The organism is Treponema bryantii (genome assembly GCF_036492245.1).
In the GTDB taxonomy this organism is placed as follows: Bacteria; Spirochaetota; Spirochaetia; order Treponematales; family Treponemataceae; genus Treponema_D; species Treponema_D bryantii_C.
Genome location: NZ_AP025286.1, coordinates 2,021,826 through 2,040,080, shown reverse-complemented (window position 1 = coordinate 2,040,080; position 18,255 = coordinate 2,021,826). Strand labels below are relative to the sequence as shown.

Below are 18,255 nucleotides of genomic sequence, written 5' to 3'. Positions count from 1 at the left end.
GATGTACTTGATAGATAATAAATTTAAATACAAGGCTACATCGAATTAGTATAAAAAAGGAGCTTCAAATGAAGAAGACTTTTGGTTTAATTGCAGCTGCTATGCTGCTTGTTGGTGGGGTTGCTTTCGCTGATGAAGCTACACTCATCGATTTTACTATGCTGGATGCTGACTGCTGTGCAGATGACAATGGAAATGCAACTCAGAACGGCAGAACAGTAATGGACTACTCTGTAAGCGCTGGTGCAACTTTCACCGAAGATCAGAAGGATCTTATGAAAACTTCATTGGCACTGCCAGAATGGGAAGTTAAGCTGAACTCATCTGCAAAGACAGTTCAGAGCTTGGCTGACTCAACAGTTGTTGCCGCTCCTGTAAAAGGTGAAGCAGATGTTCCTTTTGCTGGAAAGAACGTAATGGGTGTACGCATCGTATTCCCTACATGGAACTCAAATGCAAATGCTCGCATCGTTCCTCCGTTCGATATTCCTGCATACGAGCCACTTGCTCAGGCAGATGAAAATGGTACTCGCCAGGAACCAACTGATGAAGAAAAAGCAAGCGGAAAAACTCTTTTTGAAGATGGATACGGTGTTGTAAAGAATGTTGGAACAGTAAAAGCTATTTCTGTTACAACAATGGGTATGAACTACCCACATGGACTTTATGTTCTTATGTCAGATAACGACGGTATTGAAAGACGTTACTTCATGGGTTACCTTGGTTTCGATGGTTGGAAAGAACTCCGCTGGAACAACCCACAGTACATTTCTGAAATCCGTAACCGCGAAATCCGCGTATATCCAATCTATCCACGTGGACTTCCATTCGTTAAGTTCCAGGGCTTCCAGGTAACACGTGATGCTGCTCACATCGGTGGCGACTTCATTGGTTACTTCAAGGACGTAAAGATTATTTACGACAAGGCTCTTCTTACTAGCGACCGCGACATTGCTGATGAAGACCTCTGGGGAATCATTGGTAAGAAAGAAAAGGCTCGCCAGAATGCAGAAATGCAGAGATTCGGTAACAAACAGGTTAACCGCTACCTCGAGAAGGCTAAGCTCGCTACTGAAGATGAATTCACATCAAGCTTGAACGATGGATCTGGATCTAACGCTCAGAGCAACGGTGGACAGGCAGCAGACGCTAAATAATTAGTCTGTTGATTTGATTACACGCCTTGGAAAGTTATTTGTAAATGGTAATTTTCCAGGGCGTATTTTTTTTTAACCTTTAACGGATTTTACTTATGGAAACTGCAAACTTAATTTCTAAAAAACAAATCAGAGAAATTTATGAATCCTATACAGATTATTTCAATGAAATAATGTCAAAGGTAATAGAACGCCTTCAGCAGAATATAAAGCTTTCTGCACAGCCAACCTATAAAAGCCGTGTTAAAAGCTTTGACAGTTATTTTAAGAAGGTGCTTCGCTTAAAGCCTGATCAGATGGAAGAAACAAAATCTCTCATATACCTTACTGATATGATGGGTATAAGAATGATTTGTGCCTTTCTTGAAGATATCAATATAGGTCTTGAACAGATTAAAAAGCTTTTTGAAATTAAGGAAGTAGAAGTAAAAGGTGCAGAGAAGAAGTTCTCTGAATTCGGATATGAATCTATTCATGTTCTGGTAAAGATTCCTCCAGAGTTTTTGCCTCCTCTTGAAGGTAAGTATGAAGGTCTTGCTCCAATTTCTGATGAGCTTGTTTGTGAAATTCAGATTAGAACAATTCTTCAGGATGCATGGGCAGAAGTGGAACATGAGCTCATTTATAAGATTGAGTTTAATCCTTTTGATATTCCATTACGCCGTAAGCTTGCATCTATAAATGCTTCTCTTACACTTGCAGATATAACATTCCAGGAAATCCGTGATTATCAGAATAAACTTCAGCGCGAACTTGATGAAAGACGCCGTTCTTTCTACAGCCTTGCTGATGGCTTCTTAAACGAGAAAACAGAAAAGAAAGAAGAAGATATTAATCGTGTAAGTCCATTTGTACAGGGCACAATAGATGATCTTCTGCTTAAGGCAATTGAAGCTCATAATGACGGGCATCTTTCCGAAGCAGTTGATATTTATACAAGAATTATTGATGCTGTTCCAGATACAGATAAAAATGTACTGGCTGTAATCCGTAAGCACCGTGGTATGGCTTTCTTTGCTATGAATAAACTGGATGATGCTCTGGAAGACTTCCAGAAGAGTATTGAAGCAGATCCTAAGGCTTTCCGTTCTTATTATTATAAGGGTATTGTTTATTCAATTCTTAAGAAATATAAGGAAGCTATAGAGTGCTATACTAAATCTCTTGAAATCAACGAGTTCCAGGCTCATACTAATTTCCGCCGTGCAATGGCATATTATGAACTTGGTGAATACGAGCAGTCTATGAACGACCTGGACGTTGCTCTTAAACTTGGAATGAATCCGGATGAATGCAAGCCTTTACAGAAAAAGCTTGTTAAAAAGTTCGGAATGAATATGTAAAAAAAATATTAAAAAAATTAAAAAAAAGAGACTTAAGCTATTGACGAAACTTTACGTCTCTGATATATTCTTAAAAGTCAGAAATGACTTATGTCTCCTTCGTCTAGTGGTTAGGACATCGGGTTTTCATCCCGACAACAGCAGTTCAATTCTGCTAGGAGATGTACAAGCCTTGTAACGTCAGTTGCAAGGCTTTTTTTTTAGGTGGTGGGAAAAAAACGTGGAAATATCTAAATACTTATCTGATTCTGCCAGACAGACGATAAAGGCTGCAGTAAAGGAAGCAGGCGGAAATGAAGTTTTCTTTACAGGTGATATTACCAGTAACGGTCTTGTTGAGTCTGTTAAAATCGGCTCACGAGGCAATTCCCACACAGTTCCTGTCAATTTCCACGACGCACGAAATACATCAGTTTTAATTCATAATCATCCAAGTGGAAATCTTCTTCCGTCTGAAGCTGATCTAAATGTTGCTGCCTGTGCTTCTGAAAACGGCTGCGGCTTTTATATCATCAACAATTCGGCTACAGAAATTTATGTTGTTGTTGAACCTGTGCTTCCTCATGTTGCAAAAAAAGTAAATGAAGACGAAGCCGGGGAATATATTTCTGAGGGCGGCCCTTTATCTAAAATCTCAGATTCTTTTGAAGAACGTCCTGTCCAGGTTGAACTTCTTAAGCAGATTGTAAATGCTTTTAATGATGATAAAATTGCAGTTTTTGAAGCTGGGACTGGAGTTGGAAAATCTTATTCTTATCTGATTCCTTCTGCCTTGTGGGCACTTACAAATCGTGAAAAGGTTATAATCTCTACCGGAACAATAAATCTTCAACAGCAGTTATGTGAAAAAGATGTTCCTGCTGTAGAAAAAATTATTGGAAAGAAAATCAAATATGTTCTGATGAAAGGCCGTCAGAATTATGTCTGCCTGCGTCGCCTTAATGATGCGGCTTCAATTCTTGATTTATTTGAAGGTGAGGGCGATGAACTTAAAAAAATTGCTGAATGGGCTCAGTCTTCACCTACAGGAAGCCGAAGTGATCTTTCCTTTATGCCTACTGAAAATATATGGTCAAAAGTAAATTCAGAAAGTGATGCCTGCATGGGAATGCGCTGTCCTTATCATAATGACTGTTTTGTCATGAAGGTAAGAAAAGAAGCTGCGGGTGCAAATCTGATTATTGTAAATCATCATCTTTTGTTTGCTGATATTGAATCAAGGTTAAGTGGTGCAGGTTATGATGATGCAGCTGTACTTCCTCCATATCGTCATATAATTTTTGATGAGGCTCATGGAATTGAAAATGCTGCAACAAGTTTTTTCAGTGAAAGTGTAAACAGATTTAAAATCAATAAACTTGTAAATCAGATGTATCGCCATAGAAAGAATTCTGAGGCTGGACATTTATGTAGTCTGGCTATCCTTTCTGCAAATGAAGAAAAAGCTGGAGATGCTTTTGAGTTTACAAATAAAATAAAACTTGCCCTTACTAATGTTGAAATAACAGCTAAGGATTTACTGACCAATGATTATACAATGCGGCTTTATGAAGGTACGGCCAGAAATTTCGGACCTTTCCTTGTAGCCGTTGGTGAACTTACTCGTGCACTCGGTGCTTTTGCAGATTTAATCAGAATAGTTATGGAAGGTGTAAGCGATGACGATAAGGATGCTCCATGCTATTGGGAATCAAAAACAATTCTGCGCCATCTTGATAGTTATGTAATTCTTTTGAAAAACTTTCCTATGTGGGATGAGAAAAAGGATGATGTATTCTGGATTCAGAAAAAAAGACTTCCGCCGGATATGATTCGCGATGGCGGAGATCCTGAATATGTAATTCTTACACAGACACCTCTTGATATTTCACATCTGATGAATGATGGTGTTTTTGAACAGATGTCCAGTGTAGTATGTACTTCTGCTACCTTAAAAACCGGCAGAGATTATTCTTACTGGATGCGCCGTACAGGTGTAACACTCGCTGGTGAAGATAGAATTATAAAAGGGGAGTTTCCTTCACCATTCCCATACAATAAAAATATGCTTTTTGCTGTTCCGAATGACGCACCGTTACCGGATAACATTCAGTATCAGCAGTATATAGAAATGGCTCTTCCCCGATTGATTCAGGCTGCTGCTGGTCGTACTCTGGTGCTTTTTACTTCTTATGAATCACTTAAGAGTGCTCATCGTACGGTTGTTGCCTGTATGCGTGGATTCCCTGGCAGAATCATGAAGCAGGGCGATGACGATAATTCAAAACTTCTTGAAGCTTTTAAAAAAGAAAATGAAAGCGTTCTTTTTGCAACCGATTCTTTCTGGCAGGGAGTAGATATTCCTGGAGAATCCTTATCTCAGGTTATTATAGTAAAGCTTCCTTTTACAGTTCCTAATGATCCTGTATTTGTTGCCCGTGCAGAAGCTATTGAAAAAAGAGGTGGCAGCTCATTTATGGAACTGAGTGTCCCAGAAGCCGTAATAAAATTCAGACAGGGAATAGGACGTCTTATACGCCGTTCTGATGATAAAGGTGTAGTAGTAGTACTTGACCGCCGTATTTATGAAAAACGTTATGGCAGCTGGTTTATTGCCAGTATGCCGGAATGTAAAAAGGTTTATGAGCCTTTATCTGATATAACTGATAGAATAAATTCCTTTATTTTTAACTGAAAATAAAGTATAATACATATCAGATTTTTTGATTTTCTGGAGCCGATATATGTCTCACTTTCTGACTATTTTATGCTTATTTTCTATGGTAATTCCTGCAAGTATTGCGAATATATTTGCATATCCTGTAAGCAAAAAACTTAGTGTCAGAATCTCTGATTATATTGTAAAGGTTCTTGCTCCTCGTCTTTTTGCAATTCTTTATACTTATAGACATTTCCATTTCTGGGGCTACGAGGATAAAAAAGATTCTCTCCCTGAAAACTTTATTCTGATTTCAAATCACCAGAGCCTTCTTGATATTCCTGTTTTTATGAAATTCTTTGAAGGACAGGAAGTTCGTTTTATAGCAAAGGATACTCTTGGAAGACATATTCCGCTTGTTTCAGAAATGCTTCGCGCTCAGGAGCATTGTCTTATTCCTCGTAAGGCAAAACCGATGGAAGCAATGCGTTATATTTCTGATTTTGGAAAACGTGTTGTAGCACGAAAACAGATTCCAATTCTGTATCCGGAAGGATCTCGTACACGTGATGGCAATGTAGGAAAGTTCTTTTCTGCCGGTTTCCGTCAGCTTTCAGAATCAACAGGACTCCCTGTTGTTGTATGTGCACTCGATGGAGGCTGGCAGCTTCGTGATTTAAGAAAGCTTGTTACAAACCTTAAAAACGGCTGTTACCGTGTAAAGATTCTTAGAATATATGATTCTCCAACAACAAAGGAAGAATGTAATCAGATTCTTGAAGAGTCAAGAATGCTCATGCAGCAGCAGCTTGAATACTGGCGACAGCTGCCATCTGATAAGAAATAGATTCTGAAATAAAATACTGAAACCAAAAAAAAAGACCGTACGCTTCATGATTACGTACGGTCTTTTTGTGTCGGTAAGCATAGCTTACCTCTGAGCCATTATGTCGATAATCCTAAAACGACCCTTTCGGCTCGTTTTTTAACGGATTTTCGATTATAGGCAAGTAAAAACTAAAGATTATTTGAAATCTTTAGGTCTTCTTTCAACACGTTTGCATTTCTGGCATTCTGCCTGATTCTTAAGTCTACCATTTTCAATCATGGTCTTCATTATGATTTCGCCACCACAGTCAGGGCAAATGAATTTTTGTGTTGCAACAGTTGTACGAGAGTTTTTACTAGCTCCAGCCATTATGTGCCTCCAATCGAATATTCGTAACAAATATAATAATGAGATAAGGCACTAGTGTCAATAATTCAAATCACAAAAATCGAAACTTTCATTGACACAAAATATGTAATTTGATAGTATGAACAACAGTTAACTATATTTTTTGGGGGTCTCCAATTGGCAGGCAAAAAATCATCTGCAGAAAAAAGACACGCACAGAGCGAAGTTCGCAGACTTCATAATAAAGCAATCAAGAGTACTTGCAGAACTTATGCAAAGCAGTTTGTAGAAGCAGTTCAGGCTAAAGACCAGAAACTCGCTGAAGAAAAATACAAGCAGCTCCAGAAGGAACTTGATACTGCTCGCAGCAAGGGTGTTTTGAAGAGAAATGCTGTGTCTCGCAAGAAGTCAAGAATGATGAATCTTTATAATGCTACATTTGCAGCAAAATAACATTTTTGATTAATGCATTATGGAAAACCAGTTGAAATAATTTTCAACTGGTTTTTTTTTTACTTTCTGTGTTATAATAAATTAAACAGGAGATTACAAAATGTCAGATTCAAAAATAACTAAAAGTGATTTGGTTGATGCAGTTTATAAATCAACTGATATCGAAAAGCAGATCATTCAGAATGTAATAGACAGTTTTTTATTACAGACAAGAGAGGCTTTGGAACAAGGCTCAACAATTGAATTACGGGGCTTTGGAACCTTTGAGGCAAGACTTCGTAAAGGTAGAGCAGTTGCTCGAAATCCTAAAACAGGTGAAAAACTCAGTGTAGCGCCTCATTATGTTGCGGCTTTCCGTGCTGGACAAATCTTAAAGGACAAGCTCTGGAATCTAAAAAAAGATGAAAAATAAAAAGGCTGCTTCAAAAACTCTGGATTTTTTTCAAAAAACTTTACTCCTGATTACAGCTTCAGTTTTATTCTGGCTTTCAAATCCAAATATTTTTTTTGAAGATGGTCTTGGCTGGCTTGCCTGGTTTAATTATCTTCCAGTTTTTTTCTTAATCAGAAAATGTAATATACGTCAATCCATATTATACGGTGCTTTTTACGGCATTATTTCATATGGTCTTTATGGTTACTGGCTGAATACCTTTCATCCGCTTGGCCTGATTATTGTTTGTATTGCTTACATGATTATCTGCGCACTGCTGTTTGTTGGCTTAAAATGGGCAGATTTAATTTGTATCAAAAACGGCTGGCTGCTTCAGTTTGTTTGTGTCTGTGCTTATGAATATTTAAAAACACTCGGCTTTCTTGGAATGAGTTACGGTGTAACAGCTTATACTCAATGGAAGTTTACCACTTTGATTCAGATCTGTTCTGTGACAGGTGTGTTTGGTCTTAATCTGCTTGTAATATTTCCTTCAGCATTTTTATTCAGTTTGATTTCAAAAAAACAGGCGAAGCAGAAATTGATTCATCAGGTTGATTTTGAAAGAAAATCGCATATTTCGGCTTATGTGAAAAAAGAGAAGGCGCTTGCCGTTAATTCTCTGCGTTTGACTTATATTTGTGGACTTACCTGGGCTGCTCTGTTTTTTTCTACTTTGATTTACGGCAATTATGTTGTGAGACAGCCTGTTTCAAAAAAATCTGTTACTGTAGCTGCAATTCAAAATAATGATAGTCCTTGGAAAAATGGAATTGAAGAATATTCACGTAATGTAAAGAATCTTATTCAATTGACAGAGGAAGCACAGTCTCTTTCTTCTGAAATTGATTTTGTTGTATGGCCGGAAACTGCTGTAGCCCCATCAATCATTTACAACTATGATTATGGAAATGATGTAAGACGTTTTATGCTGATTTCTCAGCTGCTGAATTTCCTGGATGAAAATAATGCAGTTTTTGTAATTGGAAATTCCCATGAGGTTGAATTTCGTGGTGCAGAAAAGCAGTACTATAACAGCGCATTAGTTTTTGAATCAGGTAAAAATGTGCATCCGCCGGAGCCTCAGATTTATTCAAAAATGAAGCTGGTGCCTTTTACAGAAAGCTTCCCATTAAAGCATACTTTTCCTTCATTATATGTCAGACTTTTGAATGGCGGCTCTCATATGTGGCAGAAGGGTGATGAGTATACTGTGTTTAATTACCGTGGCTTAAAGTTTTCTACGCCAATCTGCTTTGAAGATACTTTCAGTACAATCTGCCGTCAGATGGTATTAAATGGTTCCCGCTGTTTTATAAATCTGAGTAATGACTCATGGTCAAAAAGTACTGCCTGTCAGCATCAGCATCTGGCAATGGCTGTTTTCCGTTCTGTTGAAAATCGTGTACCTACAGTTAGAAGTACTGCGAGCGGGGTAACCTGTATAATCAGTTCGAATGGAAAAATTGAAAAGATTGCTCCTGAATTCTGTCAAGCTTTTGTAATTGGTAAGGTTCCGCTGATGAATGAAAACTCACAGACAGTATTTACCAAAACTGGAGATATTGCAGGAATGGCAGAAGCTGTGCTGGGAGCATTTATATTGCTAATACAGACAATTGTTGTTATAATTAAAAAGATATTAGATAAGAAATAATATTTGCAGGTGAATTGATGGCTGATAAAAACGAAATTGAAAAAAAGAATATAACAGTTTTTGGTGAAGAAACAGAATTCGATGGAGTACTTGAATTCAGCGACCGTCTTGTTATTACTGGAAAATTCAGCGGAAAAATAAATGCACCTGCAGGTGACCTTGAAATTGCAAAAAATGCAGTTTGCAAAGTTGATAAAATTGATGCTAATTCAATTATTGTAGCCGGTGGTGATGTAAACGGTGATATGAATGCAGCAGAACGTGTTGAAATCTGTTCTGGAAGTAAGGTAATCGGTAATATCACAACTGCAAGAATCAGAATTGCAAATAATGTAGAGTTTAGTGGTGATGTAAACATGCTTGATAAGGAACCGGAAGTTGATTTGTTCTCGGTTGCATCATCAGAATACAAACAGGCAATGCTTATTCATTCTGATGTTATAAAATAAAGGCTACAATCGAAGAAACGTTATATGCATCAGTGGCAAGCTGTACTTGCCAGTTTTTAAAAATATTGACAGAAATGTCAAAAAAGATAATAATAGAAATATAGGAAATATTTAATCAATTCTTTTTCCAAAAAAATCATTTAAATCGGTGTTTATTTTTTAATCAATATATAAAATCAAAATATAATTCTAATTTTTTTATGAGGATTTTTTAATGGCAGCATTAAGAAGACGTCGCGCAGACGGTGAAAATGTTTCAGAGCCTGCAGAAGAAGCACAGGCTACTCTTGATTTTGGTTCACCAGAAGAACAAAACACAACAGAAACTCAGGTAGAAACTCCTGTACAAAATGAACAGACCGAAGAAGCTTCTTCCGAAACACCACCAGCAGAAGGTGAAGCTGCAGATGCCGGCAAGGTTGTTGTAAAAAAACGCCGCGTTGTTAAAAAGACAGAAGAAACTGAAAAATCAGAAAAAACAGAAAAGGCAGAAGGCGCTACACCTGCTTCAGAAGAACGTCCAAATACAAACAATTATCGATATCAGAATAACCAGAACAATCAGAACAGATATAACAATAACAGACGCGGTCAGGGCGGAATGAGAAAACCTTATGGTCGTAACTCTTATACACCACCTAGTCCGGAAGTTGCAGAAATGATGGCTGCAGAAGCTGCTGCCGCTGCAGAAGAAAATGCAAACAAACCACGTCTTTTAATCAATGACCTTACAATCAAATCTATGCCAGAGCTTCGTGAACTTGCAATGAACTATGGCTTTACTGCAGATGACCTTGCTCCAATGAAAAAGCAGGATTTGATTTTTGTTATCCTTAAAGCACATACAGAACACGGTGGAATTATTTTTGCATCCGGTTCTCTTGAGATTTTGCCTGATGGTTACGGCTTCCTCCGCAGCCCTCAGAACTCTTATCTTCCTGGTCCAGATGATATTTACATCAGCCCAAGTCAGATCAGACTTTTCAACCTTAAGACCGGTGATACAGTTTACGGACAGACCCGTTCTCCAAAAGAGGGTGAACGCTTCTTTGCTTTGCTCCGTATTGAAACTGTAAACTTTGACGAGCCACGTATTGCTCAGACTCGTGTTCCATTTGAAAACCTTACACCGCTTTATCCAAATGAAAAACTCCGTCTTGAAACTGTAAGTACAGAAGTTTCAACACGTATCGTAGACCTCTTTGCTCCAATCGGTAAAGGTCAGCGTCTTTTGATTGTTGCGCCTCCAAAGGCCGGTAAGACAATCCTTATGCAGAAAATTGCTAATGCCATTACAGCAAACAATCCTGAAGTTTTCCTTATCGTTCTTTTGATTGATGAACGTCCTGAGGAAGTTACTGAAATGGAACGCGCTATCAAGGGTGAAGTTATTTCTTCTACTTTTGATGAGCAGGCTACACGCCACGTTCAGGTTGCAGAAATGGTACTTGAGAAGGCTAAGCGCCTTGTAGAGCACAAACGCGATGTTGTAATTTTGCTCGATTCAATTACTCGTCTTGCACGTGCTTATAACCAGACTGTTCAGACTTCTGGTAAAGTACTTTCTGGTGGTGTTGATTCTAACGCACTGTTCAAGCCAAAGAGATTCTTTGGTGCTGCACGTAATGTAGAAGAGGGCGGTTCTCTTACAATCATTTCTACAGCATTGATTGAAACTGGAAGCCGTATGGATGAAGTTATCTTTGAAGAGTTCAAGGGAACAGGTAACTCAGAAATCGACCTTGACCGCAAGCTCGCAGAACGCCGTCTCTTCCCTGCAATCAACATCAAGAAATCTGGTACACGTAAAGAGGAACTTCTCCTTACAGAAAACGAACTCCAGAAAATCTGGATTCTCCGCAAAGTACTCAACCCAATGGAAGATGTTGATATCACCGAACTTATTCTTGACCGCATGAAGAAGAGCAAGACTAACGAAGCCTTCCTTGCCAGTATGAATGCTGGTACTGCAGGCATTGAATAATAGAGATTTCCCGGCACAAAAAATGCCGGGAAATTATTCATTTAATAATCAATTTAGAAAATGAGAACAAAATTAATTACTATTTTCACTATTTTTACCTTTTTAATTTCTTTTATTTCCTGTGAACAAAATGAAGATGCCTTGCCTGAGTCTGGTAAAAAAGTCCCGGCAGGCACATACATTTTGTCTCTTATTGAAACCACCGATATTCATGGCTACCTTGTAAACACATCGGAAGAAACTGTTCATTACAAGCTTGCCTATATTGCAGATAAGGTAAAGGATATCCGCGGACGGGGAGAGGCCTATAGTAAAGAAAAAATGCTTCTTCTTGACGGTGGCGATATTTATCAGGGGACTACAGTATCAAATCTACAGAGAGGAAAACCTCTTTATATTGCCTTTGATAAAATGGATTACGATGCAGTCGCAGTAGGAAATCATGAGTTTGACTGGGGCTTTGAAAATATGGTTGAGGCAGATGGAACCCTTCCAGCTTATGAACTTGACGGCCAGCTGTATACAAATCCTGTGCCTGTAATTTGTGCAAATCTTTTTCAGAATGGAAGTCGTATTACAAATAAAAAGGATTATGTTATCGTCGAAAAAAATGCTGTAAATGAAAATGGTCACAGTGTTACTGTAAAAATCGGCATTATTGGATTTGCAGAAGATTGGGCTTCAAGTGTTATGACTGCCCAGTTTACTGGAAAAGGTTATGAGATTAAAGAGAATTATTCTATTGCAAAAAATATTGCAGTTGAGCTTGAAGCAAGCGGAAAATGTGATGCTACAATTCTTCTGGTGCATGGGGCTGCAGATACTGCAGTAAATAAGATTGGTAATGATTCTGTAATTGATCTTGTACTTGGCGGACACACACATGTAAATCTTTCCAGTGAAGATGGCCTTATGCCTTCTTATCTGCAAAGTGAGTCTTATGGGGAAGCTTATGCTTATGCAGAGCTTTCTTTTTATGTTGATGATGACGGAAATGTGTCTTTTGCAAACATAAGCAAAAATGAAACAATTCCTGTTGATAAAACAAAGGATACATATACTTTTGCCGGCGAAAATGCAGAAGATCTTGATGAAGAAATTCTTAAGCTCTCCGATGTCGCAATTGAAAATGTCAGGCCCCTTCTGGAGGATGTTATTGGTTACATTACTGTTGATGCAACCAATAATTATCCGGATACAAGTCTTTCAATTAAAGGAAGTGATGGAAGGGCAAGTGTTATGGCTAACTGGATGTGTGACATCATCCGGGAAATTGGTAATGCTGATATTGCCTTTGTAAACAGTGGCGGGGTTCGTACTTCTATTACCCTGGATGGTTCAGCTAAAAAAAATATAACTGTTTCAGATGTATATGAAATTTTCCCTTTTGATAACCGGATTTATGTTTATGATATTACTTATGAGGAATTGCTTTCGGTTTTCGAATATGCAATGACAAGCAGTGGAAAAGGATTAATTTCCAGAGTAACTGGAATAGACTGTTATTTTACCAAAGAGAAAAAGCTTAGTGTTTCGGGTAAAACGTACACAGCTTATGCAGTTAAGTCGCTTTCAAAAGACGGAGTGCAGATTTTTGCGGATGGAAAATGGGCTGACACCTGGAAGGACCGCAAGGTTAGTGTTGCCTTGAGCGAATATCCTGCTACAACAGATCGGCAGAGTTATTCAGATCCACATAATCCATTTGTTGCATGGAATGAAACTGAAAAACTTGTTCAGGATAGTCTTATAGATAATGAGAATGCGATAAAGGTATTGAAAAAGGAAGCTGCTGAAAATGCAGGAGTACTTACTATAGATACTCGTCCGCATTTTATTTTGTACGAAGATATTTCGAAATGATTGTATACGGATTTTTTAGGTTTTAACGGTAATTTTGTTTTAGAACCTTTTGTGTTTATGGGGTCTAGCAGGACTTCCGCAGCGCCAACATTACTGAATTAATTAATAATGTGAAAGCCATGTGGCGGCAATAAATTTACAAGTTGCGCACTTGACCTGATAATTTGATTTTAATATAATAATTTAATCATTTTTATCTTGTGATATTATTTTTGGAATTAGTTGACGATAGCGGAATGATGGTAGTTCGAACAGAACAAGCCAGGGGCAGTCGGGCGTAATATCGGGCAAGAGTATAGGAGTTATAATATGAAAAAGGGAATCCACCCAGACTACAAACTTACAAAGATTACTTGCGTATGCGGTAACGTAATCGAAACACGTTCAACTGTAGAGAACATCCACGTTGAAATTTGTTCAGCTTGCCACCCATTCTATACTGGTAAGCAGAAACTCGTTGATACTGCAGGTCGTATCGATCGCTTCAACAAGCGTTACGGTATTAAAGACAATAAGTAATTTTATAATTATACTTTATCAAAAAGACTTCCGTATGGAAGTCTTTTTTTTATCTTTATTTCAAAACAAATTCCCAAACTTTATGAGCTTTCTTTCCTGCATAGTCTTGTGGAATTGTTTCTTCTGTTATTTCTTTCCAGATGAAGTCGGTGCCGGCTGCGGTTTTCGCTGGGATTTTTGAGATGTCGAATTTTATACGTTCTGAGTTTGTGGAGAAGTAAAGTCTTCCACCCGGTGCAAGGATATTAAGACAGTCTTTCACTAGCTGCGGCCAGTCGCGGTTGATATCAAGTACATCTGTAGTTGCCTTGCTGTTACTGAATGTCGGCGGATCAAGAACAATTAAATCATAGAGTTCTTCTTTTGCCAGGCTTCCGCTCTTTGCTGCAACAGCCTTTTCCTGAAGGAATCTCATACAGTCTGCACGGGTAAAAACATATCGTTTTTTGTCAGTAAAGCCATTTAACTTCATATTATCTTTTGCCCATGTAAGATATGTGTTTGATAAATCCACAGATTCTACATAAGATGCATTTCCCTGGGCAGCATAAACAGAAAAGCTTCCTGTATAACAGAAGAGATTAAGTACACGCTTTTTGCTTGCAGTGTCGCGAACAACAGTCCTGAGAGGACGGTGATCAAAGAAAAGTCCTGTATCAAGATATGTTGTAAGGTCTACGCGGAAAATCTGTCCCTGTTCCTGAACGAATCCGCTGATTTCCTGTGCATTGTCATTTTTCTGATATTGTTCATCATCCTTATGGCTCTTATGTCCGCGGGATTTTTTTACGATATGAGAAGCTTCAATTCCAAGTACAGCGCTGGCAGCTTCTGCCATTGCATTCAGCCATTCAGCTTCATCTTCATCTGATTTTTCATAAGGACGTTCATAAAGATAGAGTACTGCATAAGTTCTTTCTTTAATTCCCTGTTCAACTGTCGGATCATTTGCAGAAAGACGGGCGTTCTGGTCACTCATAAATCGGGCAGTTTCAATTACAGAATCAACTCCATCCGGAAGAAATTCATAAAGATCAAGACTTACTGGAACTTCCGGAATATCACGGTCATAAAGTCTGTAGCAGCTTATTCTCTTTTTGCGTGCCCACTTACGGAGTTCCTTATATTTTTTTTTCAAACGGTTAGAAAAAAGCTCCGCCTGATAGCTTGTTTTAGTCTGTGTATCGGAATTATTCATGCTTGAAGTTTACCACATATCTGTTATAATTAAAACTATGACTGCGACTGAAAAATATCTTGCTATGAATAATGAATTCTGTAAACTTCGTGATGCAATTTACGAAAGTAATGTAGTAGAAGCAGATGAAGACGAAAATGTTCAACAGAGTGTACAGATGGCTCTGGGAGTTTTGTGCCAGTATCTGGATTACTACAAGGAATTAAACAAGGTTAAAAGCCGCGAAAAAACAAAACAATAAACAGATATTGTTTTAAGGAGAGAGGTTTAATGAAGAAATTCTTTTCAGTATTGCTCAGCATTCTTTTTGCTGTGTGTCTTTTATTTACTTTACTGCTTTCTGTAGTACGTTTTAATTTCAGTTATTCTTCAATTACAAAAATGCTCAGCGAAATGATGAAGCCGGTTGCTGCTGCTCCTGTTGCAGAAGATGGACTTTTTCATCCGGAAGATATTCACTATACGCTTGCAGGTTATGAAGATTATGGGGATTTTGATTTCAGCAGTGTTGATTTAAGTTCAATTGATATGACCAATATGGACGTAAATGCAATTGTTGAGACATATCTGGAAGCTGCCGGCATTGAAGTTGAGCCTGAGTTTGTAGCAGAGGTTCTTGCTTCTCCTGATATATCAGAATTTGTAGACAAGTATGTTGGTGAAGTTGTTGATTATATGACAGGTACAACACAAGAACTCAATATAAATCCTGATGATATTTTGAATGTATTGAACAAGTCAATTGATATGTATGAAGAGCATACAGGAGAAGTTGTTGATAGAACTGGAATGAAGGAAGCTGTTACAAACAGTGTTGCAGAAGCAAAAGTTCAGCTGGAAGAAAGTCTTGATCAGGTAAAAGCAGAAAATGCTGAAACTCTTTCGTATTTGAAAAAACTCGATTTACTGCTTTCGTTGAAATTCTATCTTCTTTGTATTTGTGTTTGTGTCGTTTTAGCTTTAATACTATTTTTGATTAACCGTAATATTTTCGTCTGGTTAAAATATGTATTTTTACCATGCTTTATTGATGGTCTGATTCTTTTCATAATTGCTATTGCTGGCAGCAGTATTCTTCCTGGAATTCTGAAGACAGTTATCTCTCAAAATCAACTTCCAGGAGGAGTGTACGAAGGAATCTGGAGTATTGTTGCTAAACTTCTTTCTCAGATGAAGATTTATGGAATTATAAGTGCTGTTCTTGGTATTGCGTTATTTGTTTTTGGAGTATCTCTGGATAAAAAAACTTCTGTGGCAGCTGCTAAAGAGTAAATAAAGCGGATTTAAGGGGGATTCGTCTTCCCCCTTAGTTCAAGTACTTCTTTTACATATAGTAAAGAATGCGTAATTTATTGACGATATATATAAAGTAGTATGGATAATCAGCAGATTAGGGAAATTTTGGAAAGTCTCATAACAGAAAGAAAAGTTCGTCCTCCTGTTAAACTTATTTCTCAGGAAAAACTTGATAAGCTGATTGATTCCTATTACAAAGAACAAAAGGAACCTGTAAAAAGCAGAGTTTCACCCCGCGCTCACTAAATCAGCGATTTATTGTAACTATCTACTTATATATACATAATCTCCAAAAAACATTATAATAGTAATCTCAAAAATTTGCATTTATCCCACGGCCTGTGTGTGCGTGCGGTAAAAATATATTTGTGTGACCCTATGTGGTCAGTAAAGGAATCTTATGGATTTTACAGAGTTTGGTCTTGATGAAAGACTTTTGAAGGGAATTGAAGCCGCCGGTTATGTTACATGTACTCCGGTTCAGGAACAGGTTATTAAGGCTTCTAAAGCAGCAGAGGGAACAAAGGGCCCTGATTTGTACGTTCAGTCTCAGACTGGAACTGGAAAAACCTGCGCATATCTCGTAGCAGTAATCGGAGAGATGGTTAAGGCTGAAAATGCAGGAAAAAAATGTTTGATTCTTGCTCCTACACGTGAGCTTGCAGTTCAGATTGAAGAGGAAGCAAAGGTACTTGTTGGAACAAGCGGACTTAAGGCTTTCTCTGTTTACGGTGGTGTTGGTTACGAAAAGCAGATTGCCACTCTTAAAAAAGGTGTGGATATTGTAATTGGTACTCCTGGTCGTGTAATTGATTTGAATGAGGGTGGAAATCTCGACCTCAGCAATTCACATTTCTGCGTAATTGATGAAGCAGACCGCATGTTTGATATGGGATTTTACGATGATCTTCGTAAGATTTTGAAGAAGCTTCCAGAAGCAGAAACTCGTCAGACTATGCTTTTCTCTGCAACTCTTAACACATATGTAAAGAATCTTGCATGGGAATATACACGTGATCCTGTGGAAATCACAATTGAAGCTGAAAACATTACAGTAAGCGAAATTCAGCAGGAACTTCTTCATGTTTCATCTGATGAAAAAATGAAGCTCCTTGTTGGAATCCTTAAGCATGAAAATCCAGAATCAGCAATCATCTTCTGTAACACAAAGCGCAGCTGTGAAGTAATTGCAAAGCGTCTTGTAATCAATGAGATTCAGGCTGAGTTTATGATTGGAGATCTTCCTCAGTCTAAGCGTCTTGCAATCCTCAAAAAGTTCAAGGCTGGTGAAATTAAGATTCTCGTAGCAACTGATGTTGCTGCCCGCGGTATCGACGTAGATGACCTTGCTATGGTAATCAACTACGACCTTCCTGTTGAAGCTGAAAACTATGTACACCGTATTGGTCGTACAGCTCGTGCCGGTAAATCTGGTAAAGCATATACTTTCTGTTCTGAACAGGATGTTTATAACCTTCCAGCTATTGAGCGCTATATCGAAATGTCTATTCCAGCAACTGTAGCTTATCCAGATCAGATGGAAGAAGATAAATCTGCCGGTATGTATATTAAGACTGAAAACTGGCGTGGGGACGATGAATATGATAACCGCGGTGGTTACCGTAAGGGTAAGGACGGCGATATTCATAACAGACGTCGTGATGACCGGGATGGACGTGGACACGGAAAACGTAACGGACACGGTCGCGATGACAAGCGTGATGACCGCCGCCATGACGGATATAAGAAAGACGGCTACAAGAAAGGTGGAAAAGGTCGTGATTTCGAAAAGCACGGAAAGAAGCCTTACATCGATCCTGCTAAACTCGCAGGTCTTTCATACGAAGAGCGCATGAAGATGTATAAGGATGCTTATGCTTCTGGATCTGTTTCAAAAGGTGCAAAAGACATCTACAAGAAGGGCGGATATAAGAAGGGTGATTATAAGAAAGGCGATTACAAGAAGAACGGTAAAAAGCCATACAACAAATCTTATAACAATAACCGTCCACAGCAGAAAGCTGCTCCTGAGAAGAAGACTTTCTGGCAGAAAGTAAAGAGCTTCTTTGGTAGATAATTGAGGGGATA

The 18,255-nt window shown here is 38.3% G+C and carries 17 protein-coding genes and 1 tRNA gene; 16 read left to right on the top strand and 2 right to left on the bottom strand.

Annotated elements, in window-relative coordinates; all coding sequences use genetic code 11:
- Positions 1-68: 68 nt before the first annotated feature.
- From AABJ44_RS09105 to AABJ44_RS09085, 5 genes are all read left to right on the top strand, one after another.
- Positions 69-1,157 (top strand): flagellar filament outer layer protein FlaA, encoded by a 1,089-nt coding sequence (locus tag AABJ44_RS09105; RefSeq protein WP_338368594.1) that lies wholly within the window; start codon positions 69-71, stop codon positions 1,155-1,157.
- A gap of 95 nt (positions 1,158-1,252) precedes the next feature.
- Complete coding sequence (locus tag AABJ44_RS09100) at positions 1,253-2,500, top strand: tetratricopeptide repeat protein (RefSeq protein ID WP_338368592.1); 1,248 nt, start codon at positions 1,253-1,255, stop codon at positions 2,498-2,500.
- Between the two features lie 92 nt (positions 2,501-2,592).
- Positions 2,593-2,664: transfer RNA gene (locus tag AABJ44_RS09095), tRNA-Glu, on the top strand.
- Between the two features lie 56 nt (positions 2,665-2,720).
- On the top strand, positions 2,721-5,174 hold the full coding sequence (locus AABJ44_RS09090; RefSeq protein WP_338368591.1) for a helicase C-terminal domain-containing protein: 2,454 nt from the start codon (positions 2,721-2,723) through the stop codon (positions 5,172-5,174).
- Between the two features lie 49 nt (positions 5,175-5,223).
- Complete coding sequence (locus tag AABJ44_RS09085) at positions 5,224-5,985, top strand: lysophospholipid acyltransferase family protein (RefSeq protein ID WP_338368589.1); 762 nt, start codon at positions 5,224-5,226, stop codon at positions 5,983-5,985.
- 177 nt (positions 5,986-6,162) lie between these two features.
- Here the strand turns inward: AABJ44_RS09085 and AABJ44_RS09080 are convergent, their stop codons facing one another.
- Complete coding sequence (locus AABJ44_RS09080; RefSeq protein ID WP_143064140.1) at positions 6,163-6,336, bottom strand: hypothetical protein; 174 nt, start codon at positions 6,334-6,336, stop codon at positions 6,163-6,165.
- Between the two features lie 156 nt (positions 6,337-6,492).
- On the opposite strand from AABJ44_RS09080, the gene rpsT reads away from it, so the two are divergent.
- The 7 genes from rpsT to rpmE all read left to right on the top strand — a co-directional run bounded on the left by rpsT (position 6,493) and on the right by rpmE (position 13,673).
- Positions 6,493-6,768: a 30S ribosomal protein S20 gene (gene rpsT, locus AABJ44_RS09075; protein WP_074640283.1), complete on the top strand. Its 276-nt coding sequence runs from the start codon at positions 6,493-6,495 to the stop codon at positions 6,766-6,768.
- A 100-nt stretch (positions 6,769-6,868) separates the two neighbouring features.
- A complete protein-coding gene (locus AABJ44_RS09070; RefSeq protein WP_074640285.1) occupies positions 6,869-7,180 on the top strand; it encodes an HU family DNA-binding protein in 312 nt (103 codons plus the stop codon).
- Entirely contained in the window at positions 7,170-8,858 is a 1,689-nt protein-coding gene (gene lnt, locus AABJ44_RS09065; protein WP_338368585.1) for an apolipoprotein N-acyltransferase, read from the top strand. The genes AABJ44_RS09070 and lnt overlap by 11 nt, the downstream gene beginning before the upstream one ends.
- A gap of 17 nt (positions 8,859-8,875) precedes the next feature.
- Positions 8,876-9,307: a bactofilin family protein gene (locus tag AABJ44_RS09060; RefSeq protein ID WP_074640289.1), complete on the top strand. Its 432-nt coding sequence runs from the start codon at positions 8,876-8,878 to the stop codon at positions 9,305-9,307.
- Between the two features lie 214 nt (positions 9,308-9,521).
- A complete protein-coding gene (gene rho, locus AABJ44_RS09055) occupies positions 9,522-11,291 on the top strand; it encodes a transcription termination factor Rho (RefSeq protein ID WP_338368583.1) in 1,770 nt (589 codons plus the stop codon).
- Between the two features lie 60 nt (positions 11,292-11,351).
- Positions 11,352-13,154 carry a bifunctional metallophosphatase/5'-nucleotidase gene (locus AABJ44_RS09050; protein WP_338368581.1) on the top strand — a complete coding sequence of 601 codons (1,803 nt, stop codon included), beginning with the start codon at positions 11,352-11,354 and terminating at the stop codon, positions 13,152-13,154.
- A 309-nt stretch (positions 13,155-13,463) separates the two neighbouring features.
- Positions 13,464-13,673: a 50S ribosomal protein L31 gene (rpmE, locus tag AABJ44_RS09045; RefSeq protein WP_074640295.1), complete on the top strand. Its 210-nt coding sequence runs from the start codon at positions 13,464-13,466 to the stop codon at positions 13,671-13,673.
- A gap of 55 nt (positions 13,674-13,728) precedes the next feature.
- On the opposite strand, the gene AABJ44_RS09040 is transcribed toward rpmE, so the two are convergent.
- Entirely contained in the window at positions 13,729-14,871 is a 1,143-nt protein-coding gene (locus tag AABJ44_RS09040) for a class I SAM-dependent methyltransferase (protein ID WP_338368579.1), read from the bottom strand.
- 37 nt (positions 14,872-14,908) lie between these two features.
- Between AABJ44_RS09040 and AABJ44_RS09035 the strand changes: the two genes are divergently transcribed.
- The 4 genes from AABJ44_RS09035 (at position 14,909) to AABJ44_RS09020 (ending at position 18,244) form a co-directional block, all read left to right on the top strand.
- Positions 14,909-15,112, top strand: a complete 204-nt coding sequence (locus AABJ44_RS09035; protein ID WP_143064141.1) for a hypothetical protein — start codon at positions 14,909-14,911, stop codon at positions 15,110-15,112.
- A gap of 29 nt (positions 15,113-15,141) precedes the next feature.
- On the top strand, positions 15,142-16,143 hold the full coding sequence (locus AABJ44_RS09030; RefSeq protein WP_338368577.1) for a hypothetical protein: 1,002 nt from the start codon (positions 15,142-15,144) through the stop codon (positions 16,141-16,143).
- Between the two features lie 102 nt (positions 16,144-16,245).
- Positions 16,246-16,413: a hypothetical protein gene (locus AABJ44_RS09025; RefSeq protein ID WP_177177692.1), complete on the top strand. Its 168-nt coding sequence runs from the start codon at positions 16,246-16,248 to the stop codon at positions 16,411-16,413.
- 154 nt (positions 16,414-16,567) lie between these two features.
- Positions 16,568-18,244 (top strand): DEAD/DEAH box helicase, encoded by a 1,677-nt coding sequence (locus AABJ44_RS09020; RefSeq protein ID WP_338368575.1) that lies wholly within the window; start codon positions 16,568-16,570, stop codon positions 18,242-18,244.
- Positions 18,245-18,255: the final 11 nt, after the last annotated feature.

Bases quoted from the DNA above. Each gene is read 5' to 3' on its own strand.
- AABJ44_RS09105 (WP_338368594.1), top strand. From the start codon at position 69: ATGAAGAAGACTTTTGGTTTAATTGCAGCTGCTATGCTGCTTGTTGGT.
- AABJ44_RS09100 (WP_338368592.1), top strand. From the start codon at position 1,253: ATGGAAACTGCAAACTTAATTTCTAAAAAACAAATCAGAGAAATTTAT.
- AABJ44_RS09085 (WP_338368589.1), top strand. From the start codon at position 5,224: ATGTCTCACTTTCTGACTATTTTATGCTTATTTTCTATGGTAATTCCT.
- AABJ44_RS09080 (WP_143064140.1), bottom strand. From the start codon at position 6,336: ATGGCTGGAGCTAGTAAAAACTCTCGTACAACTGTTGCAACACAAAAA.
- AABJ44_RS09070 (WP_074640285.1), top strand. From the start codon at position 6,869: ATGTCAGATTCAAAAATAACTAAAAGTGATTTGGTTGATGCAGTTTAT.
- lnt (WP_338368585.1), top strand. From the start codon at position 7,170: ATGAAAAATAAAAAGGCTGCTTCAAAAACTCTGGATTTTTTTCAAAAA.
- AABJ44_RS09060 (WP_074640289.1), top strand. From the start codon at position 8,876: ATGGCTGATAAAAACGAAATTGAAAAAAAGAATATAACAGTTTTTGGT.
- rho (WP_338368583.1), top strand. From the start codon at position 9,522: ATGGCAGCATTAAGAAGACGTCGCGCAGACGGTGAAAATGTTTCAGAG.
- AABJ44_RS09050 (WP_338368581.1), top strand. From the start codon at position 11,352: ATGAGAACAAAATTAATTACTATTTTCACTATTTTTACCTTTTTAATT.
- rpmE (WP_074640295.1), top strand. From the start codon at position 13,464: ATGAAAAAGGGAATCCACCCAGACTACAAACTTACAAAGATTACTTGC.
- AABJ44_RS09040 (WP_338368579.1), bottom strand. From the start codon at position 14,871: ATGAATAATTCCGATACACAGACTAAAACAAGCTATCAGGCGGAGCTT.
- AABJ44_RS09035 (WP_143064141.1), top strand. From the start codon at position 14,909: ATGACTGCGACTGAAAAATATCTTGCTATGAATAATGAATTCTGTAAA.
- AABJ44_RS09030 (WP_338368577.1), top strand. From the start codon at position 15,142: ATGAAGAAATTCTTTTCAGTATTGCTCAGCATTCTTTTTGCTGTGTGT.
- AABJ44_RS09025 (WP_177177692.1), top strand. From the start codon at position 16,246: ATGGATAATCAGCAGATTAGGGAAATTTTGGAAAGTCTCATAACAGAA.
- AABJ44_RS09020 (WP_338368575.1), top strand. From the start codon at position 16,568: ATGGATTTTACAGAGTTTGGTCTTGATGAAAGACTTTTGAAGGGAATT.